Raw genomic sequence first — 16,696 nt, 5'->3', positions numbered from 1 at the left:
TATAAAACTGCTACAACAAATGCAAGAGGATATGATTTCCACACCGTTATTTTGCTGAATTACGATGTACTCAACTACAAAGAGACCTTTTTTCTGCAGTTAGGAATTGGTACAGCTTTTAATATTCAGAGATTAAAATATCCGTATAGAGAGCCTTGTAGTAGCGGGTGTGCGACTTTTATTGGCGAGACATCAAAGTCATATCTTGAAGTACCTTTTAATTTGAATATAGAGTATTCCATCCGTAACAACTTTAGGCTAGGGTTCAAATATGGATGTTTTTATAGCAGAGATTCTGGTATTATTGGGATGCATTTTGGTCCTAAATTTAGAGTTTCTATTTAATGCTTAATTGATAGAAAGTATTATAGTGCAGTTTTTATTATCTATTATCAAAGCAAATAAACAATGAGAAGAATGTTGCTTTTACCCCTGTTAGCTATTGCGGTTCGGTCTGGATGTCCGAAAGAGAGCGAATCATATTCTCCGAAAGATTCTGTTTCCTATAAGTGCTAGAAAGGGAAATAAGCCTAGTGGACTGTAAGTGTCCCAATTCAAGCCGCCTGCCGTCATTTCCAATCAAATATCCTTTTTCATACTGAATTTGAGAGAACGTAGGGAGAATGATGCAAATAAAAAAAAATTCACACCAGATTTTTAACAAACATGAAAGGGAGGCTACATGAAAAATAGAGAAGGCGAAAATAATCTATTTTGCGAAAAATTGCGCGGATATTTACTTTCTGCTTTAAGGAAATTTCCCAGAGAATTTTATGAGCAACTCAAACCTATTTTGCCCGACATTTAAGCCAAGCTATGGCCATATGGCCAGAATCATTAATTCTTCAACAAGTATACTTTCAGCAATCATCTGATGATCGTCTTTTTCTGCCAAAAATATTTAAACGCAAGTATCGTGATAACCATCCTGAGGTCCATCCTTTTTTCGATTTCTTGTCGAAAAGGTTCTTATCAAAATATTGATGAATATCAGTGGGTTTATCTGTCCGTTCCGGCCGTTGTTCAACGGGGACATAAGGCCCTTTAAATTCCTTATGTTTTGCCTGGCCGCTTTCGTTACGAACAATTTGATCATTAGATTCAATCACCCCCAAAGCGGAGTACCTATTTCGCTGAAGTTTTGGTTTCAATTGCGCTATAACCGGCTGATTTTGAAGTATATCACTTATATAATCTTCCATATCCCTGGTGGTGTTAATAGATGAAATTTAATGGATTTTCTTACTTTATCCAAAGCTTCTTATTCACCACGCGTTCAATCACCTGTTCGCGGTAGTTGCGGCTGATGGGGATACGGATGGAATTCATAAATATCTCGTTTCCCTCTATTCCTTCAATTTTATCAAGCGAAACAATGAAAGATTTGTGAACTCGCATAAAAGACTTATTATCCAGGTTTTCTTCAATATTTTTCAGATAAAGCAAGGTCATGAACTGCCCTTTTGTGGTGTAGATCGTGACATAATTTTGCATTCCCTGAACGTACAGAATTTCTGCCAGCTGTATTTTTTCATATTTGCTTCCACATTTTATGAAGAAATAATCAGGTGCAGCTTCGGCAGATTGGGTGCTGTTGCTGGTTTGATTTGTAATGAGTCGATGGTAGTCGCGGGCTTTTGTGGCAGCTTTAAAGAAACGTTCAAACGTGATGGGTTTCAACAGATAATCAAGCACATTCAATTGAAAACTCTCTAATGCAAAACTTGGGAATGCTGTGGTGATGACCACCATCGGCGGATTTTTTACAATTTTCAGAAAGTCAATGCCATTCATTTTCGGCATTTGTATGTCCAGAAATATCAAGTCTACAATGTTTTCGTCCAACTTCGTCATCAGCTCAACGGGATTCGAGCAAATTCCTTTCAACTTAAGAAAATCAACTTCTCTCACATAATTGGCAATACCTTCGCGGGCAAGCGGCTCGTCATCTACAATGATACAATTGATCATGAATCTGCAAATTGGTGTTGATAAATTTTATAAAATGAGGGTTCGCTGAAATCAAACCGCCACTTCAATTCGCTGTTGCACAGTCAGTTCAGACAGCTCCACATTTAGCTTCACTTCGAAGTGTGTATCCGTCTTCTGAATTTGCAATTCGTGCTGTCCGGGATATATCAGATCAAGTCGCCGCTGCACATTCACCAGACCAATACCACCATAATGCACCACATCCGTTTTCATGATCGGTGAAATGCTGTTGGAAATCACAAACTCCAACTCATTCTGTTTAAGCTTTGTACTAATTTTTATCCAGTTAATTTCATCCGAATTCTTTGAGACATGCTTAAATGCATTTTCTACAAAAACCATCAGAATAAACGGAGCTATACCGAGGCTTCCACCCGAATTGGCATAGGTCTTCATGTCAATTGCAACGTTATCATTTTGCCGTAGCTTTTCCAGCTCAATAAAGTTGAACATATAGGAAAGCTCCTTCGTCAATGGAATTTGCAAATCATTACATTCATATAACTGATATCGTAAAAGTTCGGAAAATTTGGCCAACGCATCTGAAGCCTGATCCGCATTTTTGTGTATCAGAAAGAATATGGAATTGATGGTATTGAACAAAAAATGTGGATTAAACTGGTTCCGGAGAAATTTCAATTCCGTCTCCAGCTTTTCCTTTTCCAATTCCTTCTCGCGGCTTTTTGTCTGGATCCAGTTTTTGGCAAGTTTAATACTCATCGCCAGCGTTGTACTCGCCACTGTTGAAGGTAGCGCATTACCCAAAAAACGCATAAAACAATCAGCCTCGCTCCCACCGCCGTATAGCTCGGCAAGCGACCGGCCGGTTAGAAATGAACTGAAATAATATCCACTAATTATGATCAGAGTAGCAACAATGATAGTGATCAGCAGCCTGATGATATATGCAGCAAACCTACTCTTTTCCAGATACTTAGGAATAAGATAATAAATATTGAAATACGCCGCTAATGCTTGAAATACCAGGTAAAAACAAAACTTTATGGCAAAGGGAAGTATAACGATCGTACTGTTCACCTTCGCCGGACTGCCCAATGTAATGACCCACCAGGTGTAGTGATATGCCAGCCAAAAAGGAATGTGATACAGCTTGTATTTGAAAAACCAGTTTTGGCTCGCTTTACTATAAGTCAATCCACTCATACAGAATACGTTTGGAGAATATTGGTTTGTCCAATTGCAATACCGAAAGTAATCAATACCGGACGCTTTTCCTGCCCCTGATATATGAACGGTTGGTAATTATTGACCAAATCACATTGTCGGACGACATCTGGTCTGAAATCCATATTTATTCCAGCCCAGCAGTCCTTTCACCGGATTTGTGCATTTGGTCAACTCGCTTTCGCACTTTATCAAACGGTTTTTCTTCACTTGTTTCACTTCTTCTCTTTTGTGGCAGAAATCCATTAGCCACAATCCAGTCACTCCAATGAAAAGAACATTGTTTTTTGTATTAATGAGCATATATCTCGCTAGCCAGGCTACCGCTCAGATTTCCGGAAAGTTTGTTACCACAAACAACCTACCTGTTCCATTTGCCAATGTAATGCTAATGAGCTCGTCAGACTCTTCGTTGGTTGCAGGCGTCACTACTGATGAATCGGGAACTTTTCTAATCAACCATAAAAAACCTGGTAATTATTTCGTCAAATTCACCGGAGTAGGATATGCAGAATGGAATTCTGGTGCCTTTGAACTCACCGCAGAAAATCCACAAAAAAGCATCGGTATTCAGTCTCTATCCGAAGACGTTAAACAATTAGGCGAGTTGACAGTAAAAGGCCAAAAACCACTTTTTCAACAAGAAATTGACCGCACGGTTATCAATGTTGAAAGCAGTGTACTCACAAAAGGGAGCTCGGCATTGCAGGTTTTGGAACGCTCTCCCGGGGTATATGTGGACCGGCGAAACAATAATATTGCACTGAACGGAAAAAGCAGCGTAATGGTAATGCTCAATGGAAAGTTGATGAGACTTCCGATGGCCCAACTGACGGCCATGCTCAACAGCATGAACGCGGATGATATCGAGAAAATAGAACTAATTACGACGCCACCAGCCAAATACGATGCAGACGGAAGCGCTGGTATGATCAATATTGTGTTGAAGAAGCGGGAGGAAGTTGGCACTACCGGCTCGGCTTCTGCCACGGTCGGGTATGGATATAAGGAAAAAGGCGCTGGAAGCATCAGTTTGGAACATAATACTGGAAAAATAAACACTTTTGGTTCCTATTCCTTTTTACACGACCATGGACGAGATGGCTGGGATGCAACCGGAGGACAGAATATGCCAGCATTCGGTGGCGAGCTTACGGTGGACGCAGGAAGTCAGACAACCGCCATTTCAAATGGTCAAAATGCAACGCTGGGACTCGACTGGAATCCTGGAAAAACAACAGCCGGAGCGAGTATCAATCTGAGTGGGAACAAGGCACAGCGGGAAATGAGCAATTACGGAGCATATAAGCTTGTTAATTCTGATTCGTTGCTGCTTTTGAAGGCGAAAATTAACAGCCAGTCACGGTGGACCAACATGCTTACGAGCGTTTATATCGAACAAAAGTTACGGGAAGGAGAAAAATTAAACGTGGATTTCGATTACCTGATCAACGATAGCAAAAACCCGAATGAAGGATATACCGCCTATTTTGACAAAAACGGAAATGAGGCCATTCCAGCCGGCAAATTTTTCTCTAATCAGCAAAAGGGAGTATCGGGCTCTACGATTCGTGTAGGAGTGGTTAAACTGGATTATGGGCGACAATTATCTGAAAAACTTAAACTTGAAACTGGAATCAAAGGCACACTGACTAAAAGTTCGAGCCTGTCAACCATCGAAAATTTTATCGACGGTGAATGGGTCGGGAGTTCCAGATATACCAATGATATTGATATGAAGGAAAGCATCGGAGCTGCATATGCTTCATTCAATATGGCAGCCACGAGCAAATTGAACATCATGGCAGGCATGCGATACGAATACTCACATACCTATGCAGACGCAGACAAACCTGAGAACAGAATTGACCGAAGGCTAGGCAAATTATTCCCAAGTTTCTTTCTTTCGAAAAAGCTGAATGACCAGTCTGAGCTCCAGTTTTCATATACCAAACGGATTAACCGTCCATCGTTCAACGACCTTTCCTCTTATCTGCTGTATATCGACCCGATGTCCGTTGCGACGGGCAATCCCTCCTTGCGCCCTACCGTTACGACCAATCTCAAAACGGGATATAATTTCAAAGGCTTATCCTTCTCTCTTTTGGCAAGCAGAGAAAAGAATCCGATCGTGCTATATCAGTTGGCGGCAAGTCCTGCGGGAGATATCATGTACAATTCCCCACAGAATATGGCTTTTCAAAATAGCCTGATGCTTCAGGCCAATTTACCAGTTCCAGTAACCAAATGGTGGAATATGAGCATGGGAATCAGTGGCGGTTTGCGGCAATTCAAGCTCGATCACACCGTCGAAAAATTGAAGAAGACGTACCCAACCTGGTCGATCAACGGAAGCCAGACTTTTACGTTGCCCAAAAATATCTCGCTCGAACTTTCAGGTTTTTACAACGGATTGCAATACGAAGGATCCAAAAAAATTGATGGATTTGGTATGCTCAATGCTGGCGTAAAAATGGATCTGAAAAATAATTGGGGAAGCGTTCAAATGTCGGTTAGCGACTTATTCAAATCGATGCGCGTAAGCGGATATTTCGGAACACTCACCGAAGAAGCATTTTCGCTATATGCGCATTTCATCTACCGCGCCGAATCTGCCAGATATCGCACGGTAAGACTCACTTACTCAAAGTCATTCGGAAATGTGAAAATTAAGAGCGAACTCAAACAGGGAAATAGTATAAAAGATGAGCAGGAAAGGATTCGGAAGAACTGATCGTTACTGATTCATAAACAAGATGCAGCCACCCCAGAATACCGAAATCCTTTCACCTAATCTTCCCCTGATCTTTCATTAAAAGCATCATCTGCGCGTATTTACAGCCGCACCGCGGATCATCCACGAATTCCCCAAAACACCACCACCAGTGCGTAACTCTGGTGCGGAAGATTATTACCAAGCGCCCCCTTTAAACCACTCAATAAAAGCCCCTTATAGCTCTTGCCTCTTCCAACCTTAATCTTTATATTACAGGTCGCATCCAGTCTACTATCCGTTAAGAGTTCCGTTTTTTCCATTACAATCATTTCTTATTAACACACGCTCCAACAAACCTGCGCGGTTTAGTCGGATTTTGGTGTGGATGAAGTGGTCTGAAAACTGATGGATATCCGGAATTAACCCAAACCCTTTACAACGTTATGAAAACCCCGGTACTCACGAAGCGTAAGATAGAAGTAATCGAAAAAGCCAGACTGGCATTAAATGGTAAACATTTTTCCCTGAAAGAACTCAAAAGTCTGACCACCGAACTCGAAGGACTAGATCAGTTTAATTACGCTTCTGAAATTTTGCTGGAGCAAATTACCATGGCCGAATCCGTGGGTATTCCGGTGCCGTTGAAGGACAAACAGACGCTTGCCAAATACATTTACAAAGACCAATCGCTCCCCTCATCGCTCAAATTTAAAAAGGCGCTGGATATTCTGAATCTGGTTGATGACCTGTCGACCTCAAGAAGGTGTGAGACGCTGGGACTTGCGGGTGCAATTTATAAAAGGAAGTGGCAATATAACCATCAGTTCAAAAACCTGGTTCTTTCGCGTTACTATTATAAAAGAGGGTACGATGAATGGGCTGAGTATATTAAAAACGGTGGTGCATTGTGGGATAAGAAATCAGGATTTAATGACCTTGGTTTCACTGCGATCAACTATGCCTATCTGAATGAATTGATGGCGGTCGATATGCTGGAAGAACATGGAAAAGTCACCAATATCACGCCTGGTATCGTCGAAAGATTGCAGGAAGCGGAAAATGTCAGGCTGCATATTATTGCCGTATTGACCCAGTATGAAACTTCCGAAGACTTCAAGAATCACTTTGACAAATGGGTATATCCAACCATCGCAGAGGCTTATTTTGGGACTCGGCAATACGACAAAGCGGCAAGCTATATCCTGAAATATATCAATGTAAGCAGATCAGAAAACGCAAACCAGGACGACCCTGATAATGAGAGCATTGCCTGGGAGGCAAGGACATTTCACCAACAGCTCCTTGTCATTGCTTACCTGCAATTGTTTCAGCAAGAGTACATTCTGGCCAACACCGAAAATATCCCTAAAGACCATATTCTCGGCAGGATCTCCACTGACATAGATATTCGTAAAATCAACGATTGTATCAATACATTCCGGGAACTGGATGGCGGGACTACAGAAGCCAAAATCAAAAAGGACGGGAAACTTGGACTGGCCCTTTCAGGCGGCGGTTTCCGTGCTTCTATTTACCATATCGGCGTTCTGGCTGCATTGGCGGAAGCTGACAGGCTCAAAGAGGTGGAAGTAATTTCGTGCGTTTCGGGAGGATCTATAATTGGTGCATATTATTATCTGAAACTGAAATTATTGCTCGAAGAAAAAGAAGACTCGGCCATATCTCGCGAAGACTATATTGCTTTGGTAAAAGAAATCGAAACCGATTTTCTCAAAGGCGTGCAGCATAACCTCCGCTTCAAATTGCTTACCGATCCCTGGAAGACGCTTCAAATGATCTATAAGAAAGATTATTCCAGAACACACCGGATTGCGGAATTGTATGAAGAGTATCTGTACAACGATCTCTTAGGCAAAAATGACGACGATGAGCCGATCTATATGCACGATCTTTATATCAACCCGGCGGGAGAACAGAATTTCAGGTTAGCGACGGATAACTGGCATCGTAAAAACAAAATTCCGCAACTGGTGCTCAATGCCACTTGTCTGAATACGGGTCACAACTGGCAGTTTACGGCCTCGTGGATGGGCGAGCCACCAGGCGCGATACAGACAGATATCGATGTCAAACCTCGACTGCGACGGATGTATTATTCAGATGCCCCAAAGGAATATCAAAAATTTCGATTGGGATATGCCGTGGGTGCGTCATCTTGTGTACCGGTACTTTTCTCCCCGCTAATGTTGAAAGACCTGTATCCAGGAGTCGACCTGCAGCTCGTTGATGGAGGACTACATGATAATCAGGGAATTGGGGCGTTGATCGAACAGGAATGCAATGATATGATTATCAGCGACGCCAGCGGTCAGATGGGCACAAATTCAAAGCCTACCAGAGGAATGGGAGGGGTTTTTTATCGAGCCGATACCATTTTACAGGAGCGGTTGCGGGAGTTACAATTCAAGGATATTCAGGAGCGAAGCCAGACCACACAGATCCGGGAATTGGTAAAAATACATTTGAAAGACGGCCTGCAAAGTAAGCCTGTCAACTGGAAACATTGTGACGATCCGGCCAGAAAAATCATGTACAATTTCACCGAAAAGGACGAATCAGCGTTGACAGAATATGGTGTATTGATCAATGTGCAACAGGCGTTATCCGAAATAAGAACGGACTTGGACTCATTTCACGACACAGAAGCTTATGGATTGATGTACAGCGGCTATCAGCAAACAAAACTCAAACTGAACGACGAAACTTCGCCAGCCATAGAATGGGATTTTTTGAAAATAGAAAAACAAATGACGGATTCCGAAGAGGCGCAGGAAACGATCAAAAAGTTAAAGCTCAGCAAAAATCTTTTTTTCAAAGGCATATTATTGCTCGGTCTACAGGAGCCGGTTAAATGGTCGTTTATTGGCCTGGCGATTATAATTGCACTTGGAGCTATGCACAAAATTCAGTCCCAGTACTACTTCTCATTACAGAAAGCCATTATTACCGGTTTTGTAACCGTGTTCAGCATTGCTTTTCTATTTGCAGCCGTTATGGTGATCTATGGGGTGTATGTCTGGATATTTGAAGAGGCATATAACAGATATGGCAAGCTTCGGGAGTAAACTGAAAACTCCCGATGTCAATGTTTCGCTAGTCTGGACGGTGGTATTCCATAAGCTTTTTTGAAAGCATGCGAAAAATGAGAGAGGTCTTCAAACCCAGTTTCCAGATATACTTCTGAAGGTGCGTGGCCTTTTTCTTTGATCAGATAATGAGCTTCCTGTAATCTCCGTTGCAGCAACCACCTGCTTGGGGAACTACTGAAGATATACTCAAAATCTCGTTTGAAAGTCGCCAGGCTCCTACCGGTCAGATATGCAAATCTGTTGAGATGCACATTAAACTGGAAGTTTTTGTTCATAAAAGCCTCGAGGTCGATTTTGCCGGGCTCGCTAAAATCGAACAGTATATCCTTCATTGCCGGATCTGATTGCAGCAGGATCATAATCGCTTCACGAAGTTTCAACGATTGAAGCTGCTCGTTAATCAGTTGATCACCTTCCACATATGGCAACAGCGAATCCATGAAACTCTTAACCAGCGCACTACTTTTCAGATGCAGGACACCCTCCGATTCCCGGCGTTTAACCGTTTCTGACTGATAGCCATATTCCATACTGAAACTTCTTAAAGTCGGCTGATCCAGATAAATGGAAAGAGAGCTGAACACCCCTCCTGGTGGTGGCTGCTTCACGAATCTGACCAATTGATTACGTCGGACAAACCGATAATCGCCTTCCTCGAAGATATATTCATTGTCACTGTTATTCAACGTCATCTTTCCCGATATCTGATAACTCAGTACATGCTCGGACGTGAACTGCTCTCCTTCCCGATTGCGGTTGAAGTAACAGGAATATGCAATACCTGATTGTTTATTTGATTTTAATTCGGCCATATTCAAAAATATAAAAAAGCGAGGGACATCATGGTATATTCTCACCCTTGATGTCGCCCGGCCTTAAGTTCGATATTATTTTCTCTGAACGCCAGCGATATACCACTTACCTTCCGCCGTACCAAGAAAGTCAACCGAATCATCGTGATCGGTGGACAAACTAACATTCATCCATTCCTGCATTTCAGCTTCACGCGCCTCATTGGCGCTTTTCAAAATCCCGATTGCCTCGCTACCCAAAACCAAGTGTACAGGTGGTGCAGGATGCGATGCCAATGCATACATTGCCTTTGCCGCTTTCGCCGGATCACCAACCGGAATGAAATTTCCACCTTGAAAGAAATCTGCCCGCTGGTTCACAATCTCATATCCTTCGATTTGAGATGCATATGACATTGAGGCACCAGCCCAATCGGTACGGAAACCGCCTGGTTCAACGCTCGTAACATATATACCCAACGGTGCAACTTCCTTCGCCAGGGCTTCAGTAAATCCGCCTAAACCAAACTTTGCAGCCTGATACATCGTCAAACCGGCATTACCTACCCTCCCACCTATTGAGCTGATCTGCAAAATTCGTCCTCCTCCCTGCTCACGCATATGCGGCAAAACGGCCCGGGTGATTTCAATCGGTGCATATAAATTTGTTTCCAGTTGGCTGCGCACCTGTTCATCAGTATAAGCCTCTGCCGCTCCTACAATTCCAAAACCAGCGTTATTAACGAGTACATCGACTCTGCCAAAATGGACAACGGCACTTTCCACCGCGACATGAATCTGTTCGGAATTAGTAACATCCAGCTCTATCGGAAATATCTGATCGCCAAATTGACTTACCAAATCGTCCAGCTGACTAATATTCCGCGCCGTTGCCGCTACTTTGTCTCCGTTTTCTAAAACTGCTTCTGTAAGGCTCCGCCCCAGTCCACGGGAGCTACCTGTAATAAACCATACTTTTGTCATTTTGTTTTTGTTTTAATGCAATACAAAAGTAGTTTACAACTAAAGGTTGGACTTGGCTGAAAAGCTCAAAGTAGTTGGTTCAAAAGCTCATTTGCGTATCGGGGGGACGGTTGAACTCACAACATAAATCCTCCGTCCAGGATAAACTCCAAATTGGTAATAAAACCTGCGTTTTCAACCTTTAAATAGAATACCCGCTTTTCAACGTCTCCCGCAGCACCCATTTTCATGAGTGGGATCCTATCGTAAGCGTATCAAACAATTGCTGTAAAGTCGCCTCGTCCATCCCTGATTTGTTGAGTACCCCCGTTTTCGTAGGCCCGAGACTGACGATATTCACCCTGGTCTTTCTCGGCGGCAGTTCCGAAGCCGATGTTTTGGCAGTTGAATTCAAAGCTGCTTTGATGGCATGATATACAGAGCTGTTGGGTTTATTCCCATTTGCAGCAATGGATCTGCTTAAATTGCGTCCTTTCTCCTCCCTCCGATAATCACTTTTGCATCAAGTGCGACTAATTCTTTAGCGGTTGCATAGCCAATTCCACCATTTCCGCCTGTTGCGATTGCTACTTTTTCTCTAAAATTATTAAGTCTGTTTTTTCTACAAAAGGATTTTGAAATTGGTATAATTTTGTAATCAGTATTACATAGTATATCAGATATCCAGTTAAGGAAATGAACAGAGTCCAAACGGAAGAGCTTCGCGCACTGCAGGATGCCCTTTATTTTATTGGGGGAAAGTGGAGGATTCCGATCATCAATTCAATTTGCAATGGCAATAAACGTTTTCGTGAAATCGAACGCAGTATTCCGGGAATTACTACAAGAATGTTGTCCAAAGAACTAAAAGAAATGGAAATGAATAAATTAGTCAGAAGGACGGTTTATGCAGATATTCCTGTTTTAATCGAATATGAACCGACGGAGTACTGCAAGTCTTTCGGAAACATCATCGAATCGATGATAAATTGGGGAAGAGAGCACAGGCAAGCGGTGATTGAAAAATCGGCAACAAAATGATATTCATTAAAATAGCCCCTTATCTAGGATATTAAATCCAACATCTCTGGTTAAATAAAGAATTATTGAGAAAATTTACTTTTTATCACTATTTTTCTGTGAAATAGTTTTACGCCTCTATTAGATTCAATGCTCAAACTATTTTGAAATTTCATCGCTACGCTAGTTATGTCCGACCACTATTATCAAGACGAGTCTGTCGACCCCGAAAGTCAAACGGATGACATGGCGATGCATTTGCAGACCCTTCTCGCCTCCATTGAAGATATTGTTTTTGAAATTGACGGATACAAGACTTTCAAAAATGTTTGGTGTCACGATGAGTCTTTACTCTTCATACCAAAGGAACATCTTTTGGGAAGAACCCTCGACGATGTTTCAATAGACTTGTATAATTTGTTCTCATCCCCCATCGATGAAGTAATTCTTACCGGACAAAGTCGGGAAGTGGTTTATCCACACTTGGATCCAAACCTAGAATGCTGGTTCCGAGCCAAGATCAGACCTGTCGTTAAGTCAAAGAATCTATCGGAATATGTACTGGTTTTGATCATTCAGGATATTACGACCCAAAAATTGGCGGACAAAGCCTTAAGGGAAACTAAGGAACGACTTGAACGAACCAATGATCTACTCCATTTTAGCCAGAAGCTGAACCAGACTGCAGGATGGGAATATAACGTCCAAACTAATGAGTTTTTCTGGACGCTTCATACACATGAGCTGCTGGACCTCGAGCCCGATTTTAAGCCCGGCCGACTAAGCGAAATGGCTATTGTGGCGGAAAAAGACCGGCTATTTATGATGGAAAAGGCGCAAGAAGCCATTCATGACTTTTTACCTTTTGATTTTGAACTGCCGCTAGAGACAAAGCGAGGTAATAAAAAGTGGCTTAGGGCGATAGGATTTCCTATCGTTAAAGGCGATAAAACCACAATGCTCAGGGGGGTAGTTCGGGATATTACAGCTGAAAAAGAAAATGAACTCGAGCTGATAAAGGCCAAGGAAACCGCTGAGATCGCCTTCAAGGCAAAGTCGGATTTCCTTTCCGTTATCAGTCATGAAATCAGGACGCCGCTGAATGGTATTATTGGTATTTCCAACTTGCTGAAATTGAACCACACTGATGACCAGAAGGCTTATGTAGACAACCTCATTTTTAGCGGCAACCATCTTCTCGAGCTCTTGAATGAAGTTTTAGATCTGACTAAAATTGAAAACGGTGCTTTGGAGCTCATTATGAGCGAAGTATATATCCGGAATTTGATCAGTAATATCACGAGTCAGTTCGAGGCACTGGCAGAAGCAAAAGTAATTACCCTGACCAGCACTGTTGACCCCGAAATTCCGGAGATAATCATCGCTGATTCAGTTCGGCTTGGACAGATCCTAAACAATCTCATCAGCAATGCCATCAAATTTACGGACCATGGTGGCGTATCGATCCAGTTGCGGCTACTTCAAAAGGAGGCGAACAAAGCGACTATCAATTTTGAGTTAATTGATTCGGGTATTGGTATTCCTTATGAATTTCAGGAAACTATATTCCAGAGTTTCAAGCAGGTACATCAAGGTGCTTACCGCAAACATTCTGGAACGGGACTGGGACTTACAATCACTAAAAAGTTGCTGGCACTTCACAACAGTAAGATTAGTCTGGCCAGTACGCCAGGAAAAGGCACCCAGTTTTCGTTCGATTTGATTTTTGAAATCCCCAATAAAGTGGATCAGCCAGTAACGGATAAAAACATCAAATCGCTCGATAACAAAAAGCATAAATTCATCGGACTGCGTGTGTTGCTCGTTGAAGATAATCAGATCAATATGATGGTTGCAACTCGGCAACTGGAGTATTTCGGAATCCGGCCTCATTGCGTATTTGGAGGCCAGGACGCTATCGAATCCCTTAAAAAGCAGCCATATGACGTGCTACTGCTCGATCTACATATGCCCGAAATTGATGGCTATGCGGTTGCTGGATTTGCTCGAGAGCATTATCCAAAAACGCATATCGTCATTTTTACGGCCGATATAATGAAAGATGTAAGGGAAAGGCTGGCTGAAATGGATATCCACTATATTCTAAGTAAGCCGTTTGCTCCTGAAAAATTATGGGAGATTCTTTATCAGTTGACGGAAGACTCGTTGGAGGTTTGACTTCCAATTCCAATAAAATAAGAGCCGCCACAAGGGAAATTAAATCCCTCATGGCGGCTCTTATTTTTTTCAGGAGAAATATCAGAAAGAATAACGCAGCGTCATACCGTAAGTTCTTTGATCTCCAAGTACTGCCGCATATTGACCAGCGTTACCTGCTGCAGGCAATAGCTGCTCAAAATAATTTTTGTTTCCAAGGTTACGGGACCAGACAAGAATTGTGATACCGTTTGAAGCACGGAAACCAACTCTTCCATTGATGATCGCATACCCATCAATATTCAAATATTGAGACGGCGAAGAGCTGGATGAGAATTCTGAACGGTAGAAACCTTCCAAGGCAAGGAAGTACCGCCCTTTCAAACTGATCATCTTACCACCAGTAGAAACTTCGCTACCCAATGAACCAGCCCATTTTGATATACCTGGTAGTCTGCCACCCGAAATATCTTTAAAGGCTGACTCACCCCCCGTTTCTTCCAATGGAACCGGAGCGTTTTTGAATGAAACATATTTGCCATCCGTATAGGAAACTGCTCCCGTGAATGAAAGATTGTTCGTAACTCTCAGATTTCCATCCAATTCCACTCCTTTCACACGTACCTTTTCTGCATTGGCAAGATACCCTCTGTTAACCCCGACCTCCGCAGTTTGTACCTGCGTCTGGTAATCTTTAATGTCTGTATTGTAAAGTGTCACATTTATATTAGACTGAGGTGTAGGTTTGATTTTCACCCCCACTTCATAGTGTGTCACATATTCAGGTTTTACCTTCGCAAGGTCAATCAGAACCGCCCCATTGGCAGTCGGCAGACCTCCGAGGTTCACACCCACCGGCTTGTAACTGTTCGCAAAAGTAGCGAACGCATTTACGTTTCTGTTTGGCTTATATGCAAGTGTTACCTGGCCAGAGAAATTGTTTTCGTTCACTTTGAATTTGAATGCCTGGTTGGTATATACCGAGTTTTTCAATGCAATAAGAGCAGGATCATCTGTCTGCAAACCACCGTAGGTTTGTCTGTTGTAATCCACATCTTTTTTGTCATAGTTGAAGCGCAGACCAGGTAGTAAGTGAAGCGAATTTGTGATTGCCCAGTCAAACTGAGTAAACACTGCCGCGCCGAATGTCTTTAATCTCGAGGTAGTGTGCGTTCCAAAACCATCAAACAAACCAGGTGTCTTCCATAGTGGGCTAGTCGAACTTTGCGAGAATCTCCACTGCGCAGAACCAGATTCTTCCGTTTGAACAGGATCTGATTTCAAATCCTGATTAATCAAAAATACTCCAAAAACACCGCTTAGCCGATCTGTGAACTGGCCAGCATAACGAACTTCCTGCGTAAACTGATCGTGTCTTGAATTACCCTGAGATTTCGTCAAAACCGGTAAACCAGTGAAGTCGCGGTCATTGGAAGGATCCCATATCCAGTAACGCCATGCTGTAGTCGATGTCAATTTACCCTTTCCAATTTTTGCATCAATGTTCACCGACGCTCCACCGAAATCATTGTTAACTCTCCATGGAGAATCCGCATCTGTAATTCTGTCGAAGGGATTGGTTGTCGGCAATTTATAGTTCAAATCCGCAATAATATTGTTGAACTGACGATACGCGGCACGTTTTGTAGTTACAACCCCTGCCACTACTGTCGCATTACCATCCGGTCTTTGACGCGCATTGTCTCCTGCAAAAGTGATGTTTACCTTATCGTTCGGTGTGTACAACAACTGTGCTCTGAACCCTACGTTGTTCAACGTATTTACAGGCTTCAACGTAGTTTGGTTGTAAAGTGTACCGTCGCGCTGAGTTCCTGAAAACGAGAGACGACCCGCAAGCTTTTTACCAAGAGGGCCCGTTACTGAGGCTTTTGCCTGGATATAGTTCAGGTTTCCGTAGCTTGTTTCAAAACTTGCTCCCGGCGTAAAACTTGCAGCGCGGGTTGTGATATTAAAGGCTCCTGCGGTTGTGTTTTTCCCAAACAAGGTTCCTTGTGGTCCGCGAAGTACTTCAATTTGATCGATATCAACAAAGTCGATAACTGTTGCAGCTGGACGAGCATAATAAACGCCATCTACATAAAACCCAACTCCCGGGTCGATACCGTCATTGGTAAGACCGAAAGATGAACCCATTCCACGAATATTAAGGGTTGTATTCCGTCCGTTGGATGAGTAAAGCTGAACCGAAGGGATCATCTCTTTCAAACGGTTGGGGTTAAACGCACCTGCATCCTCAGCAGTTGCCCCGCGTATAACGGTAATTGGAATTGGAATTTCCTGCACCGACTCCTGACGACGGCGGGAAGAAACAATCACATCCTCAAGCTGATTGGAATTGACATCCAGTTTAATCTCCACTTTGCTACCATCGATTACGACTTCTTTCTTAATGTAACCAACATAAGAAACGACAAGCGTAAAAGGCAATTTCTGACCTGTAACAAGTCCGAATTCTCCGTTTACATCTGTAACAGCTCCGTTGGTGGTTCCTTTAATGGTTACGGTCGCGCCAACTAAAGCTTCGTCGTTGCGTGAGTCGAGTACTTTCCCGGCGACTGTAGCATTCACTGTTGGTGCGTTTTGTGCCGATAGTAATAGTGGGAAGAAAAATACAGCGAGAAAGGTGGTTTTTCTTAAAAATTGTTTCATGCTATTGAAGTTGGTGGTTTCTGAGTTTCTCAAAACTGTTAAAAATGGTTGCTAGTTGGACGTTTCCAATTCGGAAGTTCGGCTGATCCGAA

At 42.6% G+C, this 16,696-nt stretch carries 10 protein-coding genes and 1 pseudogene; 5 read left to right on the top strand and 6 right to left on the bottom strand.

Annotated features, from left to right (window positions below):
• Positions 1–345, top strand: a pseudogene (locus AC1XUD_RS20365) (hypothetical protein); the annotation flags it as partial.
• 897 nt (positions 346–1,242) lie between these two features.
• Here the strand turns inward: AC1XUD_RS20365 and AC1XUD_RS20360 are convergent.
• Together AC1XUD_RS20360 and AC1XUD_RS20355 are read right to left on the bottom strand one after the other, a co-directional pair.
• Positions 1,243–1,971 (bottom strand): LytR/AlgR family response regulator transcription factor, encoded by a 729-nt coding sequence (locus AC1XUD_RS20360; protein WP_483362863.1) that lies wholly within the window; start codon positions 1,969–1,971, stop codon positions 1,243–1,245.
• A 51-nt stretch (positions 1,972–2,022) separates the two neighbouring features.
• Positions 2,023–3,156, bottom strand: coding sequence for a sensor histidine kinase (locus AC1XUD_RS20355; protein ID WP_483362862.1), 1,134 nt, complete (start codon positions 3,154–3,156; stop codon positions 2,023–2,025).
• 289 nt (positions 3,157–3,445) lie between these two features.
• On the opposite strand from AC1XUD_RS20355, the gene AC1XUD_RS20350 reads away from it, so the two are divergent.
• Together AC1XUD_RS20350 and AC1XUD_RS20345 are read left to right on the top strand one after the other, a co-directional pair.
• Positions 3,446–5,911 (top strand): TonB-dependent receptor, encoded by a 2,466-nt coding sequence (locus tag AC1XUD_RS20350; protein WP_483362861.1) that lies wholly within the window; start codon positions 3,446–3,448, stop codon positions 5,909–5,911.
• Between the two features lie 425 nt (positions 5,912–6,336).
• Positions 6,337–8,979, top strand: a complete 2,643-nt coding sequence (locus AC1XUD_RS20345) for a patatin-like phospholipase family protein (RefSeq protein ID WP_483362860.1) — start codon at positions 6,337–6,339, stop codon at positions 8,977–8,979.
• Positions 8,980–8,996: 17 nt separating this feature from the next.
• On the opposite strand, the gene AC1XUD_RS20340 is transcribed toward AC1XUD_RS20345, so the two are convergent.
• The 3 genes from AC1XUD_RS20340 to AC1XUD_RS20330 all read right to left on the bottom strand — a co-directional run bounded on the left by AC1XUD_RS20340 (position 8,997) and on the right by AC1XUD_RS20330 (position 11,229).
• A complete protein-coding gene (locus tag AC1XUD_RS20340; RefSeq protein WP_483362859.1) occupies positions 8,997–9,815 on the bottom strand; it encodes a helix-turn-helix domain-containing protein in 819 nt (272 codons plus the stop codon).
• Between the two features lie 75 nt (positions 9,816–9,890).
• Positions 9,891–10,778, bottom strand: a complete 888-nt coding sequence (locus AC1XUD_RS20335; RefSeq protein WP_483362858.1) for an SDR family NAD(P)-dependent oxidoreductase — start codon at positions 10,776–10,778, stop codon at positions 9,891–9,893.
• Between the two features lie 226 nt (positions 10,779–11,004).
• Positions 11,005–11,229, bottom strand: coding sequence for an SDR family oxidoreductase (locus AC1XUD_RS20330; RefSeq protein WP_483362864.1), 225 nt, complete (start codon positions 11,227–11,229; stop codon positions 11,005–11,007).
• 224 nt (positions 11,230–11,453) lie between these two features.
• On the opposite strand from AC1XUD_RS20330, the gene AC1XUD_RS20325 reads away from it, so the two are divergent.
• Complete coding sequence (locus tag AC1XUD_RS20325; RefSeq protein ID WP_483362857.1) at positions 11,454–11,798, top strand: winged helix-turn-helix transcriptional regulator; 345 nt, start codon at positions 11,454–11,456, stop codon at positions 11,796–11,798.
• A 168-nt stretch (positions 11,799–11,966) separates the two neighbouring features.
• On the top strand, positions 11,967–13,955 hold the full coding sequence (locus tag AC1XUD_RS20320) for a hybrid sensor histidine kinase/response regulator (protein ID WP_483362856.1): 1,989 nt from the start codon (positions 11,967–11,969) through the stop codon (positions 13,953–13,955).
• A gap of 81 nt (positions 13,956–14,036) precedes the next feature.
• On the opposite strand, the gene AC1XUD_RS20315 is transcribed toward AC1XUD_RS20320, so the two are convergent.
• A complete protein-coding gene (locus AC1XUD_RS20315; RefSeq protein WP_483362855.1) occupies positions 14,037–16,604 on the bottom strand; it encodes a TonB-dependent receptor in 2,568 nt (855 codons plus the stop codon).
• Positions 16,605–16,696: the final 92 nt, after the last annotated feature.

The organism is Dyadobacter sp. HNCC25DJ184 (assembly GCF_056895215.1).
Note: the sequence above shows the minus strand (reverse complement) of the source record. Positions and strands in the feature narration are given on the sequence as shown.

What these genes read in the sequence shown, in the direction of transcription:
- AC1XUD_RS20360 (WP_483362863.1), bottom strand. Translation starts at nt 1,971, where the DNA reads ATGATCAATTGTATCATTGTAGATGACGAGCCGCTTGCCCGCGAAGGT.
- AC1XUD_RS20355 (WP_483362862.1), bottom strand. Translation starts at nt 3,156, where the DNA reads ATGAGTGGATTGACTTATAGTAAAGCGAGCCAAAACTGGTTTTTCAAA.
- AC1XUD_RS20350 (WP_483362861.1), top strand. Translation starts at nt 3,446, where the DNA reads ATGAAAAGAACATTGTTTTTTGTATTAATGAGCATATATCTCGCTAGC.
- AC1XUD_RS20345 (WP_483362860.1), top strand. Translation starts at nt 6,337, where the DNA reads ATGAAAACCCCGGTACTCACGAAGCGTAAGATAGAAGTAATCGAAAAA.
- AC1XUD_RS20340 (WP_483362859.1), bottom strand. Translation starts at nt 9,815, where the DNA reads ATGGCCGAATTAAAATCAAATAAACAATCAGGTATTGCATATTCCTGT.
- AC1XUD_RS20335 (WP_483362858.1), bottom strand. Translation starts at nt 10,778, where the DNA reads ATGACAAAAGTATGGTTTATTACAGGTAGCTCCCGTGGACTGGGGCGG.
- AC1XUD_RS20325 (WP_483362857.1), top strand. Translation starts at nt 11,454, where the DNA reads ATGAACAGAGTCCAAACGGAAGAGCTTCGCGCACTGCAGGATGCCCTT.
- AC1XUD_RS20320 (WP_483362856.1), top strand. Translation starts at nt 11,967, where the DNA reads ATGTCCGACCACTATTATCAAGACGAGTCTGTCGACCCCGAAAGTCAA.
- AC1XUD_RS20315 (WP_483362855.1), bottom strand. Translation starts at nt 16,604, where the DNA reads ATGAAACAATTTTTAAGAAAAACCACCTTTCTCGCTGTATTTTTCTTC.